This is a genomic window from Allobranchiibius huperziae, from assembly GCF_013410455.1.
In the GTDB taxonomy this organism is placed as follows: Bacteria; Actinomycetota; Actinomycetes; order Actinomycetales; family Dermatophilaceae; genus Allobranchiibius; species Allobranchiibius huperziae.
The window spans coordinates 492,100-515,851 of sequence record NZ_JACCFW010000001.1; the positions used below are offsets into that span (position 1 = coordinate 492,100).

The window sequence follows — 23,752 nt, forward strand, 5'->3', positions numbered from 1 at the left end:
TACCGCTCGGGGCCGGACACGTTCGACGAGATGTACGACGGCACCGGCTGCCGGCCCGACTACATGGGCATTCAGCGTCAGATGCAGCGTCTGTCGATGCAGGAGGTGCAGGCGCGCGCCGACTATCTCGGCCACTCCTACCTCGACCAGGGCGTCACCTTCGACATCGGCGGCCAGGAGCGGCCGTTCCCGATCGACATCGTGCCCCGGCTGATCGAGGCGCAGACCTGGTCGCACGTGGAAGCCGGTGTCGCCCAACGAGTCCGGGCTCTGGAGGCGTTCCTGGCCGACATCTACGACGAGGGGCAGGTCTTCCGGGACGGGGTCATCCCGCGCCGTGTCGTGACGAGCAGCCCGCACTTCCTGCGCGTCGCCAAGGGCATCAACTACCCGCACGGCGTCCGGGTGCACGTCTCGGGCATCGACCTGGTGCGCGACGGCAACGGCGACTTCCGGGTGCTGGAGGACAACGTCCGGATCCCCTCTGGGGTCTCCTACGTCATCTCCAACCGGCGGGCGATGTCCACGGCGCTGCCCGAGGTCTTCGCGCACCACCGAATCCGGCCGGTCTCGCAGTATCCCGCGAAGCTGCTCGCCAGCCTGCGGGCCTGCGCGCCGAGCGGTGTCACCGACCCCACGGTCGTCGTGCTGACACCCGGCGCCTTCAACGCCGCGTACTTCGAGCACGCCCTGCTGGCCCGCCTGATGGGCACCCGCCTCGTGGAGGGCCGCGACCTGGTCGCCCAGGGCGGCCGGGTGCTGGTGCGGACCACGAACGGCCTGCGACCGGTCGACGTGATCTACCGACGCGTCGACGACGATTTCCTGGATCCCGTGCATTTCCGCAGGGATTCGATGCTCGGCGTGCCCGGTCTGCTGAACGCTGCCCGGGCGGGCAACGTCACGATCGCCAACGGCGTCGGCAACGGGGTCGCCGACGACAAGCTGACCTACACCTACGTGCCCGATCTCATCCGCTACTACCTGGGCCAGGAGCCGATCCTGCCGAACGTCGACACCTGGCGGATGGAGGACGCGGAGCACCGCGCCGAGGTGCTCGACCGACTCGCGGAGCTGGTGGTCAAGCCCGTCGACGGCGCCGGCGGCAAGGGCATCATCATCGGTCCGCGCGCCACCGCGGCCCAGTTGGACGAGATGCGCAAGCGACTGATCGCCGACCCGCGCGGCTGGATCGCGCAGCCGGTGATCCAGCTGTCCACGGTGCCGACCCTGATCGGCGACACGATGGCGCCGCGGCACGTGGACCTGCGGCCGTTCGCGATCAACGACGGCGAGAAGGTCTGGGTGCTGCCCGGCGGCCTCACCCGGGTGGCCCTGCCGGAGGGTGAGCTCATCGTCAACTCCAGTCAGGGCGGCGGTTCCAAGGACACCTGGGTGCTGGCCGCCGATCGCGGTGCCGTTCCCGAGGCGTCACCGGCCCCCGCGGCCGAAGACGCCGTCGTGCACCCGAGCCTGCGGGCCGGGCGGGCCGCGGAGCGCGCGTCGGACGCCGACGACACCGCACCGCCCCCGAGCGGCCACGGTGGCGAGCAGAGCCAGACCCAGAGTCAGAGCCAGACCCAGACCGCGGTGCGGACGTCGTTCGGCGGTGAGCGCTAGATGTTGAGTCGGATCGCCGAGGCGCTCTTCTGGATCGGCCGCTACGTCGAGCGCGCCGAGTGCACGGCGCGCATCCTCGACACCTACCTGCAGCTGCTCATCGAGGACCCGGTCATCGACGAGGAGGCCACCTGCCGTTCGGTGATGGCTGCCATGGGCATCGCGTACGGCGAGGGCACCCCGGACGCCGGGACGCTGCTGCAGACCCTGTTGCTCGACCGCACGGCTGCCCCGTCCATCGCATACGCAATCGAGACCGCCCGGGAGAACGCGCGCCGCTCGCGGGAGGTCGTCTCGACCGAGGTGTGGGAGGCCATCAACAGCACCTACAACGCGGTGCTCGCGGGGCAACTGCAGCAGCGGCGGCCCGCTGACGCGTTTCGTTTCGTGCGCGAGCGGGCCAGCATGATCTCCGCGCTCGCGGACAGCACCCAGAGCCACGACGACGGCTGGCAGTTCATCGTCCTCGGGCGCAGCATCGAGCGGATCGACATGACCGCGCGGCTGATCACGATGGGCAACTACGTGTCCGGGCCGAACGGCGCCTGGGCGCTCACGCTCCGCTCGTGCGGCGCCGCCCACGCGTTCACCCGCGTCTACCGGGTGACCGAATCCCCGCGCGCCGCAGCGGAGTTCCTGCTGCTCGACCGGCTCTTCCCGCGCTCGATCTCCCACCTGCTCGAGCAGGCCGGGCATTGCCTGGAGGAGCTGGACCCGAGGTCGAGGCGGGTCGGTTTCGGCGGCGACGCGGCACGGGTCATCGGGCAGGCGCACGCGCGACTGTCCTACCTGTCCCTGACCGACCTGGTCACCGACCTGCCCCGGGAGATGGAGGAGCTGCAGCGCGTCTGCGCCGATGCGACCGAGGCGATCGCGAAGCGGTATTTCGAGGGCGTCGTGGCGCCCGAGTGGCTGACGGAGGCCCTGTGAGCGTGACCATGCGGCTGGTGCACCGCACCGGCTACACCTACACCGGCCCGGCGACGCAGTCCTACAACGAGGCGCGTCTGACGCCGCTGTCGAGCGCCCGCCAGACGGTGCTGCACTCCCGCGTCGACGTCACGCCGACGCCGTGGATGGAGCAGTGGACGGACTACTGGGGCACGACCGTCACGTCGTTCGAGCTTCATGAACCGCACGACGAGCTGAAGGTCGTCGCGATCAGCACCGTGACGGTCGACCGCCACCCCGCCGAGACGGCGGGCATGACCTGGGAGCAGTACGCGGACCCCTCGGTGCGCGACGAGTTCGAGGAGGTGCTGCGCATCGTCCCGCGGACGGCGCTCGGCCCCGCCTTCGAGGAGGTCGTCGCGCGGGCGCGCGAGAACGCGGCGACTCCTGCGGTCTTCGTCACCGACGTCATCGCCGCCATCCGCGAACGGCTGGACTACATCGCGGGACGGCGCACGGTCTACGCACGCTGCGCCGGTGCCTGGGACGACGCCCAGGGCGCCTGCCAGGACTTCGCCCATCTCGCCCTGGGCGCCCTGCGTTCGCAGGGCATCCCGGCCAGGTTCGTCACCGGCTACGTCTTCCCCGACCGGGACGCTCCGGTCGGTGCGAACGTCACCGGTGTGTCACACGCATGGATCCAGTGGTGGGACGGCGCATGGACGGCGGTCGACCCGAGTGCAGGAGTCGTCCCCGACGACTTCTACATTGAAGTGGCGCAAGGTCGCGACCATTCAGATGTCGTGCCCCTGCGGGGCATCTTCACCGGCACCCCGGGCAGCAAGATGTTCGTGACCGTGGAGATCAGCCGGCTCGCGTAATTCGAGGAGATCAATCGTGTTGGACCCCAGCGCAGCACTGCGCGCAGGCCTGCTCGGCCTGTCCCGTAACGACAAGGTGCGGCGGGTCGTGCAGAACGCGCCCGTCAGCCGGGACGTCGTACGCCGCTACGTCGCCGGCGAGGGCACCTCCGACGCCGTCGAGGCGACGACCGGACTGCACGGGCAGGGACTGCTCGGCACCCTGGACTTCCTCGGCGAGGACTGCACGGATCTCGAGGGAGCACGGCACACCCGCGACGCCTACCTCGACGTCCTGCGGGCGCTGAGCGACGCCGGGCTCACCGAGCGCGGCGGCGTGGAGGTCAGCGTCAAGCTGAGCGCCATCGGGCAGGCGCTGCCGCACGACGGCCACAAGATCGCTGTGGACCACGCGCGGGAGATCTGCGCGGCCGCGGCCGCCGCGGGCACGACGGTCACCATCGACATGGAGGACCACACCACCACCGACGACACCCTCGAGGGCGTGCGCGAGCTGCGCGCCGACTTCCCCTGGGTGGGCGCGGTCCTGCAGGCCTACCTGCGGCGTACCGAGGCCGACTGCCGCGACCTCGCGACCGCCGGCAGCCGGATCCGGCTGTGCAAGGGCGCCTACGACGAGCCGGGCAGTGTCGCCTACCTCGACAAGGCGCACGTCGACCTGTCCTACGTGCGGTGCCTCAAGGTGCTCATGCACGGCGACGGCTACCCGATGGTCGCCAGCCACGACCCCCGGCTCATCCAGATCGCCGGGTCGCTGGCCGACCGCTGCCTGCGTGCCTCGGACTCCTTCGAGTACCAGATGCTCTACGGCATCCGCCCCGACGAGCAGCAGCGACTGTCCGATGCCGGCCACCAGATGCGCATCTACGTGCCGTACGGCGACCAGTGGTACGGCTACCTCGTCCGCCGGATGGCCGAACGGCCGGCGAATGCGATGTTCTTCGCCCGCTCCCTCATCAGCAGGGGATGACCGTGTCGCGCGCCGACACCGTTGCCATCCTGGGCGCCGGGGTGATGGGCGAGGCGCTGCTCTCGGGCTGGCTGCGCGGCGGACGCGATGCCGTCACGGTCCTGATCAGCGACCGCAGCCCCGAGCGGCTCGCGAACCTGAAGGACAAGTACGCCGTGCGGGCGCTTCCCGCCGCGGAGGCGGCAGCCCAGGCGGCGACCCTCGTGCTCGCGGTCAAGCCGCAGGACATGCGCGCGCTGGTGCAGGAGATCTCCGGCGCGGTCGGCGACAGCACGCTCGTGGTCTCCCTCGCGGCCGGCATCACCACGGCGTTCCTGGAGGCGCAACTGCCCGAGGGCACCTCGGTGGCCCGGGTGATGCCCAACACCCCGGCCCTGGTCGATCAGGGCATGTCCGCGGTGAGCCCCGGCGCGCACTGCGACGCCGACCAGCTGGCCACAGCGACCGGGCTGCTGCAGGCCTGCGGCCGGGTCGTCGCGCTGCCGGAGCACCACCTCGACGCGGTGACCGCGATCAGCGGCAGCGGGCCAGCATACATCTTCTACGTCGTCGAGGCCATGATCGAGGCCGGCGTGCTGCTGGGGATGCCGCGCGCCACCTCCACCGAGCTGGTCGTGCAGACCCTCTACGGCGCCGCGACCATGCTGAAGGAGACCGGCGAGCACCCCACGGTGCTGCGCGAGCAGGTCTCTAGCCCGGGTGGCACCACGATGGCCGCACTGCGCGAACTGGACGACCACAAGGTCCGCGCGGCGTTCCTCACCGCGATCGAGGCGGCGGCACGGCGCTCGGCCCAGCTGGCCGCAGGGGAGTGAGTCGCGAGGGGTGGACGCAGCTACCCCCGGGCGCGACGGCCGTGCGAGAGTACCCGCATGACTGACATCACGGTTCGTGCTCTCGGGGAGCAGGACTGGCAGATCTACCGTGACGTACGGCTGGCTGCACTGTCCGACAGCCCCGATGCCTTCGCGGCCAGCGTCGCGCAGGAACGACAGTTCGACGACGCCTTCTGGCGACGTCGTCTGGTCCGCTCCCGCCGGTTGATCGCCGAGCGCGGCGACGACGTCGTGGGCGTCGTGTCCGTCGGGCGGTCGCCTGCGGAGGACCCCCGCAGCTGCGAGCTCTTCGGCCTCTGGGTGAAGCCCGACCTGCGTGGTCAGGGCGTCGCCTGGCAACTCGTGCAGGCGGGTGTCGAGCAGGCCGGCACCGACTCCTTCCAGTTCGTCGTCTACTGGGTGGGCACCGACAACGGCCGGGGCGTCGCGTTCGCGAGCAGCTTCGGCTTCCGTCCCACCGACGCGCGGCGACCGATGAAGGTCACCGGCGTGCCCGAGGGCACACCCGCCACCCAGGAGGAGCCGGACGTCCCCGAGGACGAGATGGCGATGGTCTACTCCCTCGGCGAGGACCCCGGCTCGGTGCCGAGCTCGGTGCTGTGACGCGGGACCGTCGATGACGAGCCGATGACCGCCTCGACCCGGATCGTCTGGGACGAACGGCTGACCCGGTACGACTTCGGCGATCACCACCCGATGGACCCGCGGCGGCTCGCGTTGACCGCCGTACTGGCCCGTGAGTACGGCGTCTTCGATGCCCCGGGTGTCCAGGTCACGGGGCCCTCGGACCCGACCGAGGACCTGATCCGCACGGTGCACGACGCGGCGTACGTCGAGGCCGTGCGCGTCGCGTCCGCCGACCCCGAGCTGGCCGACACGACGTACGGGCTCGGCACGACCGACGACCCGGCGTTCCTCGGGATGCACGAGGCGTCCGCGCTCATCGCGGCCGGCACCCGCGACATCTGCGACGCGGTGTGGTCCGGTGAGGTGTCGCACGGCGTCAACTTCGCCGGCGGCATGCACCACGCGATGCCCGGAAACGCGTCCGGATTCTGCGTCTACAACGACGTGGCCATCGGGATCGAGTCGATGCTGCGGGCCGGCGCGCAGCGGGTCGCATACGTCGACCTCGACGTGCACCACGGCGACGGCGTCGAGAAGGTCTTCTGGGACGACCCCCGGGTGCTCACCATCTCCATCCACGAGGGCCCACGCACTCTCTTCCCGGGCACCGGCGATCCGGCCGACATCGGCGGCCCGGGCGCGCTCGGCGGCGCCGCCAACATCGCGCTGCCGCCCGGGGTGGGCGACGCGGCCTGGCTGCGGGCGCTGCACGCCGTCGTACCCGGTCTGCTGCGCGCGTTCGCCCCGCAGGTGCTGGTCACCCAGCACGGCTGCGACTCCCACTATCTGGACCCGCTGGCGCACCTGCGCCTGTCGGTGGACGCGCAGCGGACCGCGGCCGAGTCGATGCACGACCTGGCCCATGAGGTGGCCGACGGTCGCTGGGTGGCACTCGGTGGCGGCGGATACGAGATCGTCGACGTCGTCCCGCGCACGTGGACCCACCTGCTCGGGATCGCCGCGCACGCACCCATCCCGCTGGACACGGCCATCCCGGCGGCCTGGCACGACTACGCACGGATGACCTGTGGGCGGCCCGGTCCGCCGCGGATGGGCGACGGGGTGGCCGAGCACGACCGGGTGTGGTGGAAGTCCTGGGCCACCGGCGCCGACCCGAACGATCGGGTCGACCAGTGCGTGCTCGCGACCCGTGAGGCGGTCTTCCCCGAGCACGGGCTCAACGTCTGGTTCGACTGAGCTCGCCGCAAGGGCGCCGCGTGGTCCGTTGTGGGCGCTGATCCGGTGGGGTCGTCGCTGCAAGGGTGCCGCGTGGTTCGTTGTGGGCGTCGGCGTCACTTTCAGGCGGCCTTGATCGGTACGTGGGGTGGCCGGGTGAGCGTGCCGCGGGGAGGGCGCCGCGCGGTCCGTTGCGGGCGATCCGGTGGGGTCGTCGCCGCAAGGGCGCCGCGCGGTCCGCTGTGGGCGTTGGCGCACGCGTAACCGGGCAGGAGGAAAAACACGCTCGTACGGCGTGTCGAGTGGACATTTTAGTCTCAAACTTCACACAGGATGCGTTCTACCTCTAGGGTGCATTTCAGCACCAGCCGACCCGCACTCCTGGCCTGCTGAAAAGACCATCCGTTGCGGACCGCACAGAAAATAGAGGCCCCACCATGCCGCACGAGACGCACGTGGGCGAGGTTACCTTCATGACCGTCGCCGAGGTGGCCACCATCATGCGGGTGTCGAAGATGACGGTCTACCGACTGGTGCACAGCGGCGAGCTCGAGGCCGTTCGGGTGGGACGCTCGTTCCGGGTGCCCGAGACCGCCGTGACCGAGTACCTCAGCCAGTCCTACATGGGCACCGCCTGAATCCGCCCGGCCGGTGCGGGAGACGGTTGATTCGGCCGCATCCCCGGCATGCCGTAGCCTGACTGGCAGCCTTTCTGAAATTTCCGATCATCGAAGGACAGCGTTCACGCATGGGTTCAGTAGTCAAGAAGCGCCGCAAGCGGATGGCGAAGAAGAAGCACCGCAAGCTGCTGCGCAAGACGCGACACCAGCGTCGTAACAAGAAGTAGCAGTAGGACCTACGAAGGCCCCTGTCGCCTGGCGTGAGCCGTGGCGGGCGGGGGCTTCGTCGTACGATCTGCGCACAGCGATCATCCGCACCCGCGAGAGGGAACCCGATGGCTACGACCGTGCTCGTCACCGGGGTCTCGCGTTTCGTCGGCGGACTCGCCGCGCGGGCCCTGTCGACCGACCCGCGGATCGAGCGGGTGCTGGCCGTCGACGTCGTACGCCCTGCCCATGACATCGGCCGCGCGGAGTTCGTCCGTGCCGACATCCGCAACCCGATCATCGGCAAGATCATCAAGCAGGAGAACGTCGACACCGTCGTGCACCTGGGCGTGATCACCACGCCGCGGCAGGCGGGCGGGCGCACGACGCAGAAGGAGATCAACGTCATCGGCACGATGCAGCTGCTCGCTGCGTGCCAGAAGGCGCCCTCGCTGCGACGGCTCGTCGTCAAGTCGTCCTCCGCGGTCTACGGCAGCTCGCCGCGCGACCCCGCGATGTTCACCGAGGACATGACGGCGCGGCGCACCCCTCCGCGCGGTTTCGGCAAGGACTCCGTCGAGGTCGAGACCTACGTACGCGGCTTCGGCCGTCGCCGGCCCGATGTCGACGTGTGCATGCTACGGATGGCCAACGTCGTCGGCCCCGGGCTGCGCACCACCTTCTCCGACCTCTTCCACCTGCCGGTGATCCCGGTGCCGTTGGGATTCGACGGCAGGTTCCAGGTGCTGCACCTGGACGACGCGATCGGCTCCATCCATGCCGCCACCTTGCGCGAGGAGTGCACGGGGGTGATCAACGTCGCCGGCGACGGGGTGCTCACCGTGCACCAGGCCGCCCGCATCGCCGGTCGCCCGACACTTCCGGTGCTGGCGCAGGCCGGGCCGCTCGTTCAGCAGTTCACCTCCCGCGCCCGGGTCGGCAACTTCTCCGCGGAGCAGATGGACCTGCTCTGCTTCGGGCGGGGGATGGACACCACAGCACTACGTACGTCGCTCGGTTACACCCCCGAGCGCACCACACGCGAAGCATTCACCGACGTCTTCGGCGGCGACAACCGAGTGTCGGCGCTGCTGCGAGCAGGGGGAGCCCATGCCTGACAAGACCACCGGATCCGACGCGACAGGCGCGCGCAAGCGTCCGCCCCGCGCCGCGTTCGCCGGCGCGCGTGCCGACCGACCGCTGCGCGTCGTGCCCGACCCCGCACCGGCACCCGAGCCGAGCGGGTCGCCGTACGACATCGAGTCGATCGTCAAGCTGCTGGTGCGCACCCTGCGGATCGCCGGCTCGGCGGCAGGGCTCTCCGGTGACGACCTGGACCGGCGGATCACCAAGGCGCTCGCGTTCCTGCGGCGTCGCATCACCGGGGAGTACGAGGTCGACGACTTCGGCTTCGACCAGGAGTTCACCGACGAGGTGTGGCTGCCGCTGCTGCGGCCCCTCTACAAGCGCTGGTTCCGCGTCGAGGTGCGCGGCATCGAGAACCTTCCGCTCGAGGGCGGCGCGCTGGTGGTGTCCAACCACTCCGGCACGGTGCCGGTCGACGGGCTGATGGTCCAGGTCGCCATCCACGACGAGACGCCCGGCCACCGGTACGCGCGTGCGCTCGGCGCGGACCTGGTCTTCCAGTCCCCGGTGCTCGGCGATCTGGCGCGCAAGTCCGGATCCACGCTGGCGGCGAACGCCGACGCCGAGCGGCTGCTGCGCGCCGGCGAGCTGGTCTTCGTCTGCCCCGAGGGCTTCAAGGGCGTCGGCAAGCCGTTCGGCGAGCGCTACCGGCTGCAGCGCTTCGGTCGCGGCGGGTTCGTCAGCGCGGCGCTGCGCACCGGCGTGCCGATCATCCCGTGCTCGATCGTGGGCGCCGAGGAGATCTTCCCGCTGCTGGGCAACGCCAAGAGCCTGGCCCGGCTCTTCGGCTTCCCCTACTTCCCGCTGACGCCGACCTTCCCCTGGCTCGGCCCGCTCGGTCTGCTCCCGTTGCCCAGCAAGTGGATCATCGAATTCGGCGCGCCCATCCCGACCGACAGCTTCGAGCCGGCGGCCGCCGACGACCCCATGCTGGTCTTCGATCTGACCGACCAGGTGCGCGAGACCATCCAGCAGACGCTCTACTCGCTGCTGCTGCAACGACGTTCGGTCTTCTGGTGAGCGACGAGCCGCGCATCACCCTCATCAGCAAGCCGGGGTGCCATCTCTGTGACGATGCCCGCACGGTCATCGCCGCGGTCGCGGCCGACACCGGCGTCGGGTGGGTGGAGATCTCCATCCTCGATGATCCGGCGTTGCGCGAGCAGTACGCCGAACAGATCCCCGTCACGCTGGTGGACGGCGCCCAGCACGACTACTGGCGGGTCGACGAGAAGCGGCTGCGCGCCGCCCTGGCCTGAGCCCCCGACTCTTCGCCCGAACGCCCGCGAGATGCAGCAGGTGTAGTACCGCCTAGCACTTTCAGCGCTCCAGAGCGATTTTGTGCATGCCTTCACAAAGTCTTATGGTCAGGGGGTATTACTTCCTCTGCGCAGGCGTTTGATATAGGGCCTGCCGACCTCGGGAGGAGTCGAGCGCCCTTGACGACCGACCCCATGACGCGGCGGGACATCCCGGACGCGACGGTAGCTCGACTTCCGGGCTATCTGCGTGCTCTGCACCCCCTCGTATCCGCTGGTGTGGAGGTCGTGTCCTCCGAGGAGCTCGCGACCATCGCGGGCGTCCGCTCGGCTGGTTTGCGCAAGGACCTGTCCTACCTCGGCTCGTACGGCGTGCGCGGCGTCGGCTACGACGTGGAGCGGCTGGCCAGCGAGATCACCCGCCAGCTCGGCCTGCAGCACCCCTGGTCGGTCGCGATCATCGGGATGGGCAACCTCGGGCACGCGCTCGCGGCGTACAGCGGTTTCGCCACCCGCGGCTTCAAGGTGCAGTGGCTCGTCGACCGCGACCCCGCCGTGGTGGGCACCACGATCGCCGGCATGCAGGTCGTGGACTTCGAGCAGTTCGCGGCAAGCGTGACCGAGCAGGTCATCGCGGTCATCTCCACGCCGCCGGTCGCCGCCCAGGAGGTCGCCGACGCCGTCGTGGCTCTCGGCGTGCGCTCCATCCTCAACTTCGCGCCCGGCGTGCTGAACGTCCCGGCCCACACCCAGGTGCGCAAGGTCGACCTCGCCACCGAGCTGCAGATCCTGGCCTTCCACGAGCAGCGCGGCAAGGACGACGCCCGCCTCGGCGCCGACGGGATCGAGGCCAGCGGATGAGCGTCATCGTCATCGGCATCTCCCACCGCACCGCCGACATCGCCACGCTGGAGCGCGTCGTCCTGAACGACGTGCAGCAGGACCGGATCGGGGAGTCCCTGGTCGGCAATGAGCACGTCAGCGAGCTGCTCGTGCTGTCGACCTGCAACCGCACCGAGCTGTACGCCGAGGTCGGCACCTTCCACGGTGCGGTCACCTCGATCAGCGAGACGCTCGCCGCGGTGACCGGTATGCCGCTGCCCGCGCTGCGCGACCACCTCTACGTGCACTTCGAGGACCGGGCCGTCGCCCACCTCTTCTCCGTCGCCGCGGGGCTGGACTCGATGGCCATCGGCGAGAGCCAGATCCTGGGTCAGTTGCGCGCCTCGATGCGGGCCGCCCAGGACGCCGGGCGGCTCGGCTCGTCGCTGTCCGAGCTGGTGCAGCACGCCCTGCGGGTGGGCAAGCGCGTGCACGCCGAGACCGACCTCGACACCGTGAGCCGGTCGCTGGTGGAGCAGTCGCTCGGCATCGCGCAGGAGCACCTCGGCGCACTGTCCGCGCAGTCCGCGGTCGTCATCGGCGCCGGTTCGATGAGCGCCCTCGCCGCCCACACCCTCACCCGCGCCGGCGTCGGCGGCCTCACGATCGTCAACCGCACGCCTGAGCACGGGCAGCGACTGGCCGCCGCGACCGGAGCGATCGCGCGACCCTGGGCGCAGCTGACCGACGCCCTCGCCGGGGCCGACATCGTGATCTCCTGCACCGGTGCCGTGGGCCACATCCTGGTGCCGCACCTGCTGACCGCCGACGGCCCGCCCGCCCGGCACATGGTGCTGATCGACCTTGCGCTGCCGCGCGACATCGACCCCGCGTGCGGCGAGCTCGACGGCGTCACGCTCGTGACGCTCGAGGAGCTCGGCGCCCGGACCACCGCCGACGGCCCGCAGCGCGACTCGCTGCGCGTCGTACAGGACCTGGTCACCGCCGAGGTCGCGGAGTTCCTGGTGCTGCGCCGCTCGGCCGCGGTCGTGCCGACCGTCTCCGCGCTGCGGGTGCGCGCCGCGGACGTCGTCGACGCCGAGATGGACCGGCTGGTCGGTCGCCTGCAGCTGACCGATGCGCAAGCGGCGCAGGTCCGCCAGACCCTGCACCGGGTGACGGAGAAGATCCTGCACACGCCCACGGTACGGATGAAGCAGCTCGCCGGTGAGGAGCACGGACAGGACTACGCCGCGCTGCTGCGCACCCTCTTCGACCTCGACCCGCACGAGGCCCGCGTCTCGCGGGTCCCGCGGCTGTCGGACGGTGATCGCCGATGATGGTGCGACTCGGCACCCGGCGCAGTGCGCTCGCGACCATCCAGAGCGAGAGCGTGGCGCAGTTGCTGCGCGACCGCGGCCACGAGGTGGAGCTGGTGATGATCACCACCGAGGGCGACACCAATCGCGCACCCCTGGAGACCATGGGCGGCACAGGCGTGTTCGCCGCCGCGATCCGCCACGCGCTGCTCGCCGGCGAGGTCGACCTCGCGGTCCACTCGCTGAAGGACCTGCCGGTGCAGCCGGAACCGGGCCTGGTGCTCGCCGCCATCCCGTCCCGTGAGGATCCCCGCGACGCCATCGTCGCCCGTGACGGACTCACGCTCGCCGAGCTGCCCCAGGACGCTGTCGTCGGCACCGGTTCGCCTCGGCGGGCCGCGCAGCTGAACGCCCTCGGGCTCGGACTCGCCGTGCGCGGGATCCGCGGCAACATCGACACGCGCATGTCGCTGGTGACCAGCGGCACGGTCGACGCCGTCGTCCTCGCGCGCGCCGGGCTGGCACGGATCGGTCGTACCGCGGCGATCACCGAGGTCCTCGACCCCTTGCAGATGCTGCCGGCTCCCGGTCAGGGCGCGCTGGCGCTCGAGGTCCGCGAGGACGCCACGGAGCTGCGCGCGGCGCTCGCGCCCCTGGACGACCCCGACACCCGTGCCGCGGTCACTGCCGAACGCGCGCTGCTCGGTGCGCTGGAAGCGGGCTGCTCGTCGCCGATCGGGGCGCTGGCCGAGGTCGTCGAGGAGCTCGACGGTTCTCTGATGATCTCGTTGCGCGCGTTCGTCGGTAGCAAGGACGGCGGTTTCGAACTGCGCCGATCCGTCACCGGCCCGATTGAGGCCGCCCCCCGGCTGGGTATCGAACTGGCACAGCTGTTGCTCCAGGACGGTGCCGCCGACGTCATACCTCCAGGGGCGCCTCCGAAACCGGATGCGTTCCCCACCCACCCCGAAGACCTCGTCCCAACAAACGCTGCGGAGCGTGAATCGTGAGCACCACCACTGCATCGAATCGCAAGAGCGGCACGGCGAAGGGCGCCAAGGCCGTGAAGGCCCTGCCCACTGTCGCCTTCGTCGGCTCGGGCCCCGGCGACCACGGACTGCTGACCACGCGGGCCGTCAGCCTGCTGCGTCGCGCCGACGTCATCGTGATCGACCGGATCGCGCGCGAGGACTTCGTCGCGCCCTACGCCCGCGCCGACGTGGAGATCGTCGACGCCGGACACGGCGAGGCCGGCCAGCCGCTGACCCACGCCTCCCGCGCGAAGCTCGTCGTGCGCGCCGCGAAACAGGCGTCGCCGAGCGACCCGTCCTCCGAGGAGACCCTGGTGGTCCGCCTGATGGACGGCGACCCCGCGATGTTCAACGGTCTGGCCGAAGAGGCGGTCGCCCTGCGCAAGGCCGGTATCCCCTTCGAGATCGTGCCCGGCGTCAGCGCGGTGTCCGCGGTGCCGTCGTACGCTGGAATCCCGTTGACCAACAACGCGACTCGTGCTGTGCACGTCATCAGTGCCGGTGACGGCAAGGTCGTGTGGGAGCGCTCCGCCGGCGACGACACGACCGTCGTGCTGCTCGGTGCCACCGAGAACATCGCCGACGCGCTGGGCCGGTTGCTCGCGGCCGGGCGGGACGGCGACACCGGTGTCGCGCTCACCTCGCAGGGCACCCTGATCGAGCAGGCCACCCAGGTCACCACCCTCGCCGAAGCGGCCGATGCGATCCGCGCCGACAAGGTGCACGCGCCGACCGTCGCGGTCGTGGGCGGCACCGTGGCGCTGCGCGACCAGCTGTCCTGGTGGGAGAACAAGCCGCTCTTCGGCTGGAACGTCCTCGTGCCGCGCACGAAGGAGCAGGCCGGCACGATGACCGAGCGGCTGGCGTCGTTCGGTGCGGCCAGCGATGTGGTGCCGACCATCAGCGTCGAGCCACCGCGCACCCCGCAGCAGATGGAGCGGGCCATCAAGGGCCTGGTCACCGGCCGCTACGAGTGGATCGGCTTCACCTCGGCGAACGCGGTGCGTGCGGTCAAGGAGAAGTTCGCCGAGTTCGGTCTGGACGCCCGCGCGTTCGCCGGGCTGAAGATCGCCGCCGTCGGGGGAGTCACGGCCGATGCCCTGCGCGAGTGGGGGCTGGAGCCGGACCTGGTGCCGGACGGTGAGCAGTCGGCCAAGGGACTGCTCGCGGGGTGGCCGGAGTACGACGACCTGCTCGATCCGATCAACCGGGTCTTCCTGCCGCGCGCCGACATCGCCACCGACACTCTGGTGGCCGGCCTGCAGGAGATGGGCTGGGAGGTCGACGACGTGACGGCCTACCGCACGGTGCGCGCCGCTCCGCCGGCTCCGCAGGTGCGCGAGGCGATCAAGTCCGGTCGATTCGACGCGGTGCTCTTCACCTCCAGCTCCACCGTGCGCAACCTGGTGGGCATCGCGGGCAAGCCGCACACGTCCACCGTGGTGGCGTGTATCGGCCCGGCGACCGCGAAGACCGCCGAGGAGCACGGCCTGCGGGTCGACGTCCTGGCCGCCGAGCCCTCCGCCGCGTCACTGGTCGACGCCCTGGCCGACTACGGCCGCGGCCTCGCGCTGTCCGCCGCCGAGGCGGGCGACGACGTACGCCGTCCGAGCGAGCGGCGTACGGCGGCGCGGCGCAAGGCCAAGGCCTGATGGAGCACCGCCCGCGCAGGCTCCGCCAGACCCCGGCGGTCCGGCGGCTCGTGGCACAGACGCGGCTGCACCCGGCCGATCTGGTGCTGCCGATGTTCGTCAAAGAGGGCCTGGCCGACGCGGTCCCGCTCGCCTCGATGCCGGGCGTGCTGCAGCACAGTCTGGACTCCCTCGTGGTCGCGGCACGGGATGCGGTCGCGGCCGGCGTCGGCGGATTGATGATCTACGGCGTGCCCGAGCACCGCGACGAGATTGGTTCGGGCGCAACGGATCCGGACGGCATTCTCAATGTCGCGCTGCGCCGCCTGCGCGACGAGCTGGGTGACAGCACGGTCCTGATGTCCGACCTGTGCCTCGACGAGTTCACCTCCCACGGGCACTGCGGAGTGCTCGACGACCGTGGTCGCGTCGACAACGACGCCACCCTGGAGCTCTACGCGCAGATGGCGCTGGCGCAGGCCCGCGCGGGCGCCCACGTGCTGGGGCTGTCCGGGATGATGGACGGCCAGGTCGCCGCGTGCCGCGCGGCCCTGGAGGAGACGGGCTTCACCGACACGATCATCCTGGCGTACGCCGCCAAGTACGCCTCAGCGGCGTACGGGCCGTTCCGCGAGGCCGTCGACTCGGCCCTGCAGGGTGACCGCGCGACCTACCAGCAGGACCCGGCCAACTTCACCGAGTCGCTGCGCGAGGTCTCTCTCGACCTGGCGCAGGACGCCGACATCGTGATGATCAAACCGGCGCTGCCCTATCTCGACGTGCTGCACGCCGTCGCCGGTGAGGTCGACGTCCCCGTCGCCGCCTACCAGGTGAGCGGTGAGCTCGCGATGATCGAGGCGGCCGGCGCCAACGGCTGGATCGACCGGGACCGGATGATGCTGGAGACGCTCACGTCCATCAAGCGCGCGGGTGCGTCGATCATCCTCACCTACTACGCCGTCGAGGTCGCCACGATCCTGCGAGCCGCCATCTGAGAAGGTCGGTCGGCGGTAGGCTCGGCTGCCATGAGCGGGCGTCCGTGACAGCCACCGACCAGGTCTGGCTGACCAAGGAACAGCAGCACGCCTGGCGCGCCTATCTACGTGCCAGCCGCGCCCTCGAAGTGCGCCTGGACACCGAGTTGCAGGGCGCCGGGCTCTCGTTCGCGGAGTACGAGCTGCTGTCGATGCTCTCGGAGGCCCCCGAGGGATCGATGCGGATGAGTCAGCTCGCCGACCTGATCATCCAGTCCCGCAGCCGGGTCACCCACACCGCCAACCGTCTGGAACGTCGCGGGTGGGTCGTGCGCAGTGACGCGCCCGAGGATCGTCGCGGTGTGGTCCTCTCCCTCACGGTGCCCGGATGGGACACCGTGCGCCGCGCCGCACGCCTGCACGTGCAGGGGGTGCGCGAGCACTTCATCGAGCAGATCGGTGCGAGCGACCTGGAGGTGCTGGGCGACGCGATGGACGCCGTACGCCGGCATCTGACCGGCAAGGACACCGAGGTCGCCTGACCCGTCAGCTGCCCGACCGCGGCAACGCGTCGCTCTGTGTCGGGGTGCGCAGTTCGCGTCCTCGGCCAGTGCTGCAGCACTGGCCGAGGACGCAGAGCGACCACCTGGACACAGGGTGACCACCTGCCACCCGCTGACCGGCCCTGGTGGGGGCCGAACCGGGCGGCGCAGGGCCTGCGAGGATGGCGCCATGCCTTCTGCACAGCCCACCACCCGGTCCGACGAGTTGATGCGCACCGCGCGCACGGTGATCCCCGGCGGGGTGAACTCGCCGGTGCGAGCCTTCCGATCCGTAGGCGGCACACCGCGTTTCATGGCGTCCGGCACGGGTCCCTGGCTCACGGACGTCGACGGCAACCGCTACGTCGACCTCATCTGCTCGTGGGGGCCGATGATCCTCGGGCACGCCCACCCGGACGTCGAGCAGGCCGTGCGGGAGGCGGCGGCCAAGGGGTTCTCCTTCGGCACGCCGAGTGAGAACGAGGTCCTGCTCGCCGCCGAGATCGTCGACCGGGTCGCGCCGCTGGAGCAGGTGCGCCTGGTGAGCTCCGGCACGGAGGCGACGATGAGCGCGCTGCGCCTCGCGCGCGGCGCGACCGGCCGCAGCAAGGTCGTGAAGTTCGCCGGCTGCTACCACGGCCACGTCGACGCGCTGCTGGCCGCGGCCGGCAGTGGGCTGGCGACGTTCGCGCTGCCGGACTCGGCCGGAGTGCCGGTCTCCAGCGCGCACGAGACCATCGTGCTGCCCTACAACGACGTGTCCGCCGTCGAGGCGGCGTTCGCGGAGCACGGCGACGAGATCGCCTGCGTCATCACCGAGGCGGCCGCCGGCAACATGGGCGTGGTGCCGCCGGAGCCCGGGTTCACCGCTGCGCTGCGGCGGATCACCCGAGAACACGGGGCGCTGCTGATCAGCGACGAGGTGATGACCGGCTTCCGCTGCTCGGCCGCCGGCTGGTACGGCCTGGAGGGCGAGCCCGAGGGCGGCGCACCGGACCTGTTCACCTTCGGCAAGGTGATGGGTGGCGGCTTCCCGGCGGCGGCGTTCGGCGGGTCGGCCGAGCTGATGAGCCGGCTCGCACCGGACGGGCCGGTCTACCAGGCGGGCACGCTGTCGGGGAACCCCGTCGCGACGGCCGCAGGGCTCGCGACGCTGCGCGGGTGCACAGCGGCGGTCTACGACCGGCTGACGCAGGTCAGCGACGCACTGATCGCTGGTGCCACCGAGGCGCTGAACGTAGCCGGGGTGCCCCACGTGATCGGCCGCGCCGGCTCGATGTTCAACGTGTTCTTCCGTGAGGAGCGGGTGCGCGACTACGACGATGCGCGCGATCAGGACACGGCGGCGTTCGGGCGGTTCTTCCACTCGATGCTGCAGCAGGGCGTGCATCTGCCGCCCAGCGCGTTCGAGTCGTGGTTCGTCAGCGCCTCGCACGACGACGAGGCCGTCGACGCCGTACTCGCGGCGCTGCCGACGGCTGCCGCTGCCGCAGCGGCGGCCTGAATCGCCGCCCCTGCGCGCCGTGTTCGCGGCGGTGCCCCGGCGGTCACGAACCACACAGACATGGATGAGAAACTGGGGGACATGACGGGAGGGGACCGCACGATCGTGCACCTGGTGCGCCACGGGGAGGTCTACAACCCGGGCAAGGTGCTCTACGGCAGGATGCCGGGTTTCAAGCTGTCGGAGCTCGGCGTGCGGATGGCGCACATGACCGCGGCCTACCTCGCCGACAACGACATCGCCCACCTCGTGTCCTCGCCTCTCGAACGCGCTCAGCAGACGATCGAGCCGCTCGCCGAGGTGGCCCGGCTGCCGGTGACGCTGGACGATCGGGTCATCGAGGCCGACAACGACTTCGAGGGGCTGACAGTGGGCGTCTCGCCCCGTCAGCTGCTCCAACCGCGCTTCTGGCCGAAGCTGGTCAACCCGGTCAAGCCGTCCTGGGGCGAGCCGTACGCACAGATCGCCGCCCGCATGCGCGCGGCGATCGCCGATGCACGGGTGAAGGCCGAAGGTCGGGAGGCAGTGATCGTGAGTCACCAGTTGCCCGTGTGGATCTCGCGGCTCGACGCCGAACACCGCCGCCTGTGGCACAACCCGCGCAACCGCGAGTGCACGCTCGCCTCGGTCACGAGCCTTACCTTCCGCGGGCCGGAGGTCACGATGGTGACGTACGCCGAGCCGGCCGCCTCGCTGCTGCCCCTCGCCTCCGCGGTGGTCGGCGCATGAGGCCGCTACGTCTGACCGCGGGTGCGGTGTGCGCGGCCGTCCTACTGACGGCGTGCAGCAGCGGTGGCGGAGGCAACACCATCGGCGGGCAGGCCCGCAACGCCGGCGGCACCGGCGGTGGGGGCGCCGTCGAGCAGTTGTCGGTCGCGCAGCGAGGCAAGCCGCTCGCGGTCTCCGGCACGGAGCTGACCGGTGCGCCGTGGTCGAGCAGCGCCGATGCCAAGGGCAAGGTCGTCGTGCTCAACGTCTGGGGTTCATGGTGCGGGCCGTGCCAGACGGAGTTCGCCGACCTGCAGAAGGCGTGGACGCAGCTGAAGGCCAGCGGCCAGCCGGTCGTGATGATGGGCCTGGACTTCAAGGAGGGCGCCGACACCGCGCTCGCGACGACGCGGGAGCGGGGCATGACCTATCCGTCGCTGCAGTACGGCGACGGCCGAACGATCGCCGCGCTCGGCGGCAACTTCAAGAACAGCCCGCCGACCACCCTCGTGCTGGACTCCCAGCACCGCGTGGCGGCCCGGGTCACCGGACCGGTCGACAGCACCACCTTGGTGGGCCTGGTCGACGACACCCTGTCCGGCAAGTGACGGCGATGTCAGCCGACGTGCAGCAGGTCGTGGCCACCGGCAGCCTCCCGCTCGCGGTGGGGCTCGCTCTCGTCGCCGGCTTGGTGTCCTTCGCCTCGCCGTGCGTGCTGCCGCTGGTGCCCGGATTCCTCGCCTACGTGACCGGTCTGACCGACGAACGCCGCCGTACCCGACTCGTCTCGGGCGCGCTGCTGTTCGTGCTCGGTTTCGGCGTGGTCCTGGTCGGCATCTCGATCGCCCTCAACTGGGCGCTGGACCTGACGCGCAACCACCTGGGTCTGGTGACCCGGGTCGGCGGGGTCGTCGTCATCCTGCTGGCACTGGTCTACCTGGGATTCATCGGGCAACGCGGGCTGCCGGTCAGCTGGCGCCCCGCCGCCGGCCTGTTCGGCGCACCGCTGCTCGGAGTGGTGTTCGGGCTCGGGATGAGTCCGTGCGTCGGTCCGGTCTACGGCGCGATCCAGGTCGCGGCGGCCCCGCTCGGCCATGAGGGCGGGCCGGTGCCGCGCGGTGTACTGCTCGCCGTCTGCTACACGATCGGGCTCGGCATCCCCTTCGTGCTCATCGCCGCGGGATGGTCCCGTGCCGAACGCGCGTCGCGCTGGCTGCGCGACCACCACCGGGCGGTGCAGCTGGTCGGCGGCACCTTGATGCTCATCGTGGGAGTGCTCATGGTGAGCGGTCTCTGGGAGGACTTCGTGGCCTGGATCCAGACACAGCTCGTCGGCAACGGCGCGTTCGAGCCGGCGATCTGATGAGCACCATCACCCAGCCCCGGCTCGGCCCGCTCGGGACCGCTCGATGGTTCTGGCGGCAGCTGACCTCGATGCGCACGGCGCTGTTCCTGCTCCTGCTGCTGGCGGTCGCGGCGATCCCCGGGTCGATCATCCCGCAGACCGGCATCGACGCCGGCCGCGTCGCGACGTACAAGACCAACCACCCGAGCCTGGCGCCGTGGCTCGACCGACTGGGCTTCTTCAACGTCTTCACGTCGCCGTGGTTCGCGGCGATCTACATCCTGCTGATCATCTCGCTCATCGGCTGCGTGATCCCGCGCATCCGCATCCACCTGCGCACGCTGCGGGCGCCGGTGCCGCGGACGCCGAAGAACCTGTCGCGACTGCCGGCGTACGTCGAGCGCAGCGTCGACGAACCGGCCGACGTCGTGCTCGACCGCGCGCGGGAGGTGCTGAAGCGCAAGCGCTACCGGGTGCGCGAGGACGAGACCGTCGAGGGCAGTGCGCAGTCGTCGTGGTCCATCGCGGCGGAAGCCGGTCGGATGCGCGAGACCGGCAACCTGATCTTCCACTCGTGCCTGATCTGGGTTGTGTTGGCCGTCGCCGCGGGGCACCTGTGGGGATGGCGCGCCGACGTGATCGTGCCGGTCGGCCAGGGCTTCTCCAACAGCGGCGGCTACGACACCGAGAACCTCGGGCCGCTCGTCGACGACTCGAAGTTCAGCCCGTGGTCGATCCGCCTGAACAGCCTGGACGTGTCGTTCGAGGACAAGGTGCCGCCGACGTCGCCGCAGTACGGCCAGCCGCGCCACTTCACCGCGTACACCACGGTCACCGGCACGAACGGCAAGTCCAAGCGCGAGGTGATCTCCGTCAACCACTCGCTGCCGATCGGCGGCAGCTCGGTCTACCTGCTCGGCAACGGCTACGCGCCGATGATCACCGTGCGCGACGCCAAGGGCAACGTGCTCTACCGGCAGGAGACGCCGTTCCTGTCCCAGGACAACAACTACAAGTCCACCGGCGCGATCAAGGTGTCGTCGCTGCCTGCTGCGAAGCAGATGGGCTTCTTCGGTTTCTTCCTACCGACCGCGGCGTTCTCCGACACCCTCGGACCGGTCTCCACCTTCCCGGCGCCCAAGGACCCCGCGCTGGTGCTCGGGATGTACGTCGGCAACCTCTTCCCGGGGAACGCTCCGCAGTCGGTCTACACGCTCGACACCTCGGCGATGAAGCAGGTGCAGGGCACCGGCGCCCAGGCCAAGCAGCCGCTGCGCATCGTCCTCAAGCCCGGACAGACGACGAAGCTGCCCGGCGGACGGGGCTCGATCACCTTCGACAACGTGCAGCGCTGGGCGGGCCTCTCGACCCGGCACGACCCCGGCAAGATGCCCGCGCTCTACGGCGCGCTGCTCGGCCTGATCGGGCTGATCATGTCGATGACGCTGCGCCGCCGGCGGGTCTTCGTCAAGGTGTCGGCGGACCCCCAGGATCCCGCGCGTAGCCTGGTCAGGGTCGGCGGCCTTGCCAAGGGCGAGGACCCGCGGTTGCAGGTGGCGATCGACGGGCTGGCGCTCGCGGTGGCCGGCGATGACAGCACGCACGTACAGCTCCGTACTCAGGCAGGTGCCCGCACATGAAGCTCGACTTCAGCAACGACCACATCAACACGGGCGTCGCCACCCTCTCCTCCCACTTCCTGTGGGCCTCGGCGCTGGTGCTCACGCTGGCGATGGTCTCCTTCGCGCTCGACCTGGCCGGTGCGCCGCACCGAGCGGCGCGTCTGGAGGCTCGTCGTTCCGCCGCCGCGCAGACCCGGGCCACGGCCGACGGCGACGTGCTCGTCGACGCGCCCGCCACCACGCAGCTGACGCCGGAGAAGCGGCAGTGGGGCGGCATCGGCATGTCGCTGTCCTGGCTCGGCACGCTGCTGCTCATCGTCGCCGTCGCCACCCGCACCATCGCGGTGGGTCGCCCGCCTCTGGGCAACATGTACGAGTTCTCCATGGTCGGCTGCATGTTCGCCATGGTGTTCTTCCTCGCGTGGAGCCTGAAGTCCGACATCCGCTGGCTCGGCGTCTTTGTGACCGGCCCGATCGTGCTCTTCGAGATGCTCGCCGCCGTCGTCTACTACACCGCGGCCAGCTCGCTGATGCCGTCGCTGCAGAGCTACTGGCTGTCCATCCACGTCACCGTCGCGACCCTGTCCGTGGCGCTGTCGACGCTGGCGTTCAGCTTGACCGTGGCCTACTTCGTGCAGAACTGGCGCGACGAGCGGGGCGAGGCGGGTCGCGAGCGCCTCAAGTGGATGGACGCGCTGCCGTCCGCCGCGTCGCTGGACCGCACGACGTACGGCGTGCTCATCGTGGCGTTCCCGATGTGGACCTTCACGCTCATCGCCGGGGCGATCTGGGCGCAGGAGGCCTGGGGCCACTACTGGAACTGGGACCCCAAGGAGGTCTGGACGCTCGTCATCTGGGTCGTCTACGCCGCCTACCTGCACGCCCGCGCGACGGCCGGCTGGTCCGGCAAGAAGGCGGCGTACATCGCGCTGGCCGGTTTTGCCGCGATCCTGATCAACTACGGCGTCGTCAACGTCTACTTCGTCGGCCAGCACTCCTATTCGGGGCTGTGACCTGAATGGCCCGCTACACCCTCCTGCGCCTGTCGACGTTCTTCCTCGTCCTCATCGCGTTGTGGTTCTGCCAGCTGCGCGGCTGGCCGCTGCTGGTGATCTCCGCAGTGGTGTCCGCGGTCATCTCGGTCTACGCCCTGCGGGTGCCTCGTGAGCGGTTCGCCGCCCAGGTCGAGCGCCGGGTCGAAAAGAAGCGCGAGAAGGCCGACGCGATGCGCACGGCCGAGGACGACGACTGACCTCCTGCGCCGAGCAGCTGTGGGTGCTCGACCTGGGGGTGTGCGGCTGCACCGCCTCGACCGTGGCGCCCCGGTCGGGCGGGTCACGTCTGCGGCTCCCGGTCTCGGCGTACCTGGTGCGGCTCGCCGACGGCGCCCACCTGCTCGTCGACACGGGGATGCACCGGGGTCACGTCTACGACGCGGACCTGGCCTGGCGGGGGACGGACTCCGAGGGCGATCTGCGCGGGGTGATGACTCCTGCGGACACGCTCACCCACCGGCTCGGTGAGCTCGGTCTGACGCCCGCGGACGTCGGGTACGTCGTCAACACCCACCTGCATTTCGACCACGCCGGCGACAACGACCTCTTCCCGCACGCGCGGTGCTTCGTGCAGCGTGCCCTGGTCGATTTCGCGCGCGACAACCCCGACTACCCGGCGCGGTTCTGGGACCTGCCGCAGCTGGCGTACGAGCTGCTCGACGGCCCGGCCGAGGTCGCGCCGGGGGTGCGGGTGCTGCCCACTCCAGGACACACGCCCGGTCATCAGTCCGTAGTGGTGCAGCTCCCGCAGACCGGGACGGTGATCCTCGCGGGAGATGCTGTGCACGTCGCGAGCAGCTTCGAGCGGGACGACTGGACGGCCCATCACGACCCGGTGGCGGCTCGGCGCAGCGCGTACTCACTACGGGAGCTGGCCGACGCGACGGGCGGGCTGCTGATCTACGGCCACGACCGGTCGCGGCCCCAGTCCCTGCGTCTCGCGCCACACGACTCCTATCGCTGAGC

At 70.6% G+C, this 23,752-nt stretch carries 26 protein-coding genes; all 26 read left to right on the forward strand.

Annotation, left to right across the window (positions count from 1 at the left end; genetic code table 11):
- Positions 1-30 precede the first annotated feature (30 nt).
- The 26 genes from HNR15_RS02360 (at position 31) to HNR15_RS02485 (ending at position 23,750) form a co-directional block, all read left to right on the forward strand.
- Positions 31-1,620: a circularly permuted type 2 ATP-grasp protein gene (locus HNR15_RS02360; RefSeq protein WP_179483546.1), complete on the forward strand. Its 1,590-nt coding sequence runs from the start codon at positions 31-33 to the stop codon at positions 1,618-1,620.
- A complete protein-coding gene (locus tag HNR15_RS02365) occupies positions 1,621-2,550 on the forward strand; it encodes an alpha-E domain-containing protein (protein WP_179478812.1) in 930 nt (309 codons plus the stop codon). It abuts the gene before it with no gap.
- Positions 2,547-3,392: a transglutaminase N-terminal domain-containing protein gene (locus HNR15_RS02370; RefSeq protein ID WP_179478814.1), complete on the forward strand. Its 846-nt coding sequence runs from the start codon at positions 2,547-2,549 to the stop codon at positions 3,390-3,392. Before HNR15_RS02365 ends, HNR15_RS02370 begins: the two co-directional genes overlap by 4 nt.
- A gap of 16 nt (positions 3,393-3,408) precedes the next feature.
- On the forward strand, positions 3,409-4,362 hold the full coding sequence (locus HNR15_RS02375; RefSeq protein WP_425484500.1) for a proline dehydrogenase family protein: 954 nt from the start codon (positions 3,409-3,411) through the stop codon (positions 4,360-4,362).
- Positions 4,359-5,177 (forward strand): pyrroline-5-carboxylate reductase, encoded by an 819-nt coding sequence (gene proC / locus HNR15_RS02380; protein ID WP_179478816.1) that lies wholly within the window; start codon positions 4,359-4,361, stop codon positions 5,175-5,177. The genes HNR15_RS02375 and proC overlap by 4 nt, the downstream gene beginning before the upstream one ends.
- A gap of 57 nt (positions 5,178-5,234) precedes the next feature.
- The gene (locus HNR15_RS02385) at positions 5,235-5,801 is read left to right on the forward strand and encodes a GNAT family N-acetyltransferase (protein ID WP_179478818.1); all 567 of its coding nucleotides are present in this window, start codon (positions 5,235-5,237) and stop codon (positions 5,799-5,801) included.
- Between the two features lie 24 nt (positions 5,802-5,825).
- Positions 5,826-7,022: an acetoin utilization protein AcuC gene (locus HNR15_RS02390; protein ID WP_179478820.1), complete on the forward strand. Its 1,197-nt coding sequence runs from the start codon at positions 5,826-5,828 to the stop codon at positions 7,020-7,022.
- Positions 7,023-7,438: 416 nt separating this feature from the next.
- Positions 7,439-7,639 carry a helix-turn-helix domain-containing protein gene (locus HNR15_RS02395; protein WP_179478822.1) on the forward strand — a complete coding sequence of 67 codons (201 nt, stop codon included), beginning with the start codon at positions 7,439-7,441 and terminating at the stop codon, positions 7,637-7,639.
- A gap of 110 nt (positions 7,640-7,749) precedes the next feature.
- Positions 7,750-7,848 carry a 30S ribosomal protein bS22 gene (locus HNR15_RS02400; protein ID WP_082775156.1) on the forward strand — a complete coding sequence of 33 codons (99 nt, stop codon included), beginning with the start codon at positions 7,750-7,752 and terminating at the stop codon, positions 7,846-7,848.
- 108 nt (positions 7,849-7,956) lie between these two features.
- On the forward strand, positions 7,957-8,946 hold the full coding sequence (locus HNR15_RS02405) for an NAD-dependent epimerase/dehydratase family protein (protein WP_179478824.1): 990 nt from the start codon (positions 7,957-7,959) through the stop codon (positions 8,944-8,946).
- Positions 8,939-9,994: a lysophospholipid acyltransferase family protein gene (locus tag HNR15_RS02410; RefSeq protein WP_179478826.1), complete on the forward strand. Its 1,056-nt coding sequence runs from the start codon at positions 8,939-8,941 to the stop codon at positions 9,992-9,994. Before HNR15_RS02405 ends, HNR15_RS02410 begins: the two co-directional genes overlap by 8 nt.
- Positions 9,991-10,233, forward strand: coding sequence for a glutaredoxin family protein (locus HNR15_RS02415; protein ID WP_179478828.1), 243 nt, complete (start codon positions 9,991-9,993; stop codon positions 10,231-10,233). Before HNR15_RS02410 ends, HNR15_RS02415 begins: the two co-directional genes overlap by 4 nt.
- Before the next feature lie 180 nt (positions 10,234-10,413).
- Positions 10,414-11,094 carry a redox-sensing transcriptional repressor Rex gene (locus tag HNR15_RS02420; protein WP_218883514.1) on the forward strand — a complete coding sequence of 227 codons (681 nt, stop codon included), beginning with the start codon at positions 10,414-10,416 and terminating at the stop codon, positions 11,092-11,094.
- A complete protein-coding gene (locus tag HNR15_RS02425; protein WP_179478830.1) occupies positions 11,091-12,395 on the forward strand; it encodes a glutamyl-tRNA reductase in 1,305 nt (434 codons plus the stop codon). Before HNR15_RS02420 ends, HNR15_RS02425 begins: the two co-directional genes overlap by 4 nt.
- On the forward strand, positions 12,392-13,384 hold the full coding sequence (hemC, locus tag HNR15_RS02430; RefSeq protein WP_218883515.1) for a hydroxymethylbilane synthase: 993 nt from the start codon (positions 12,392-12,394) through the stop codon (positions 13,382-13,384). Before HNR15_RS02425 ends, hemC begins: the two co-directional genes overlap by 4 nt.
- Positions 13,381-15,057 carry a bifunctional uroporphyrinogen-III C-methyltransferase/uroporphyrinogen-III synthase gene (locus HNR15_RS02435; protein ID WP_425484501.1) on the forward strand — a complete coding sequence of 559 codons (1,677 nt, stop codon included), beginning with the start codon at positions 13,381-13,383 and terminating at the stop codon, positions 15,055-15,057. Before hemC ends, HNR15_RS02435 begins: the two co-directional genes overlap by 4 nt.
- On the forward strand, positions 15,057-16,031 hold the full coding sequence (gene hemB / locus HNR15_RS02440; protein WP_179478832.1) for a porphobilinogen synthase: 975 nt from the start codon (positions 15,057-15,059) through the stop codon (positions 16,029-16,031). The genes HNR15_RS02435 and hemB overlap by 1 nt, the downstream gene beginning before the upstream one ends.
- 44 nt (positions 16,032-16,075) lie before the next feature.
- A complete protein-coding gene (locus tag HNR15_RS02445) occupies positions 16,076-16,552 on the forward strand; it encodes a MarR family transcriptional regulator (protein ID WP_179478834.1) in 477 nt (158 codons plus the stop codon).
- Positions 16,553-16,742: 190 nt separating this feature from the next.
- Positions 16,743-18,056: a glutamate-1-semialdehyde 2,1-aminomutase gene (hemL, locus tag HNR15_RS02450; protein WP_179478836.1), complete on the forward strand. Its 1,314-nt coding sequence runs from the start codon at positions 16,743-16,745 to the stop codon at positions 18,054-18,056.
- An 81-nt stretch (positions 18,057-18,137) separates the two neighbouring features.
- Entirely contained in the window at positions 18,138-18,785 is a 648-nt protein-coding gene (locus HNR15_RS02455) for a histidine phosphatase family protein (protein ID WP_179478838.1), read from the forward strand.
- Entirely contained in the window at positions 18,782-19,372 is a 591-nt protein-coding gene (locus HNR15_RS02460) for a TlpA family protein disulfide reductase (protein ID WP_179478840.1), read from the forward strand. Before HNR15_RS02455 ends, HNR15_RS02460 begins: the two co-directional genes overlap by 4 nt.
- A 5-nt stretch (positions 19,373-19,377) precedes the next feature.
- Positions 19,378-20,127, forward strand: coding sequence for a cytochrome c biogenesis CcdA family protein (locus HNR15_RS02465; protein WP_179478842.1), 750 nt, complete (start codon positions 19,378-19,380; stop codon positions 20,125-20,127).
- Positions 20,127-21,749 carry a cytochrome c biogenesis protein ResB gene (resB, locus tag HNR15_RS02470; RefSeq protein ID WP_179478844.1) on the forward strand — a complete coding sequence of 541 codons (1,623 nt, stop codon included), beginning with the start codon at positions 20,127-20,129 and terminating at the stop codon, positions 21,747-21,749. The genes HNR15_RS02465 and resB overlap by 1 nt, the downstream gene beginning before the upstream one ends.
- Complete coding sequence (gene ccsB / locus HNR15_RS02475) at positions 21,746-22,744, forward strand: c-type cytochrome biogenesis protein CcsB (RefSeq protein ID WP_179478846.1); 999 nt, start codon at positions 21,746-21,748, stop codon at positions 22,742-22,744. The genes resB and ccsB overlap by 4 nt, the downstream gene beginning before the upstream one ends.
- A gap of 5 nt (positions 22,745-22,749) precedes the next feature.
- The gene (locus HNR15_RS02480) at positions 22,750-22,983 is read left to right on the forward strand and encodes a DUF4229 domain-containing protein (protein ID WP_179478848.1); all 234 of its coding nucleotides are present in this window, start codon (positions 22,750-22,752) and stop codon (positions 22,981-22,983) included.
- A gap of 23 nt (positions 22,984-23,006) precedes the next feature.
- On the forward strand, positions 23,007-23,750 hold the full coding sequence (locus HNR15_RS02485) for an N-acyl homoserine lactonase family protein (protein ID WP_218883516.1): 744 nt from the start codon (positions 23,007-23,009) through the stop codon (positions 23,748-23,750).
- The last annotated feature ends 2 nt before the right edge of the window (positions 23,751-23,752 follow it).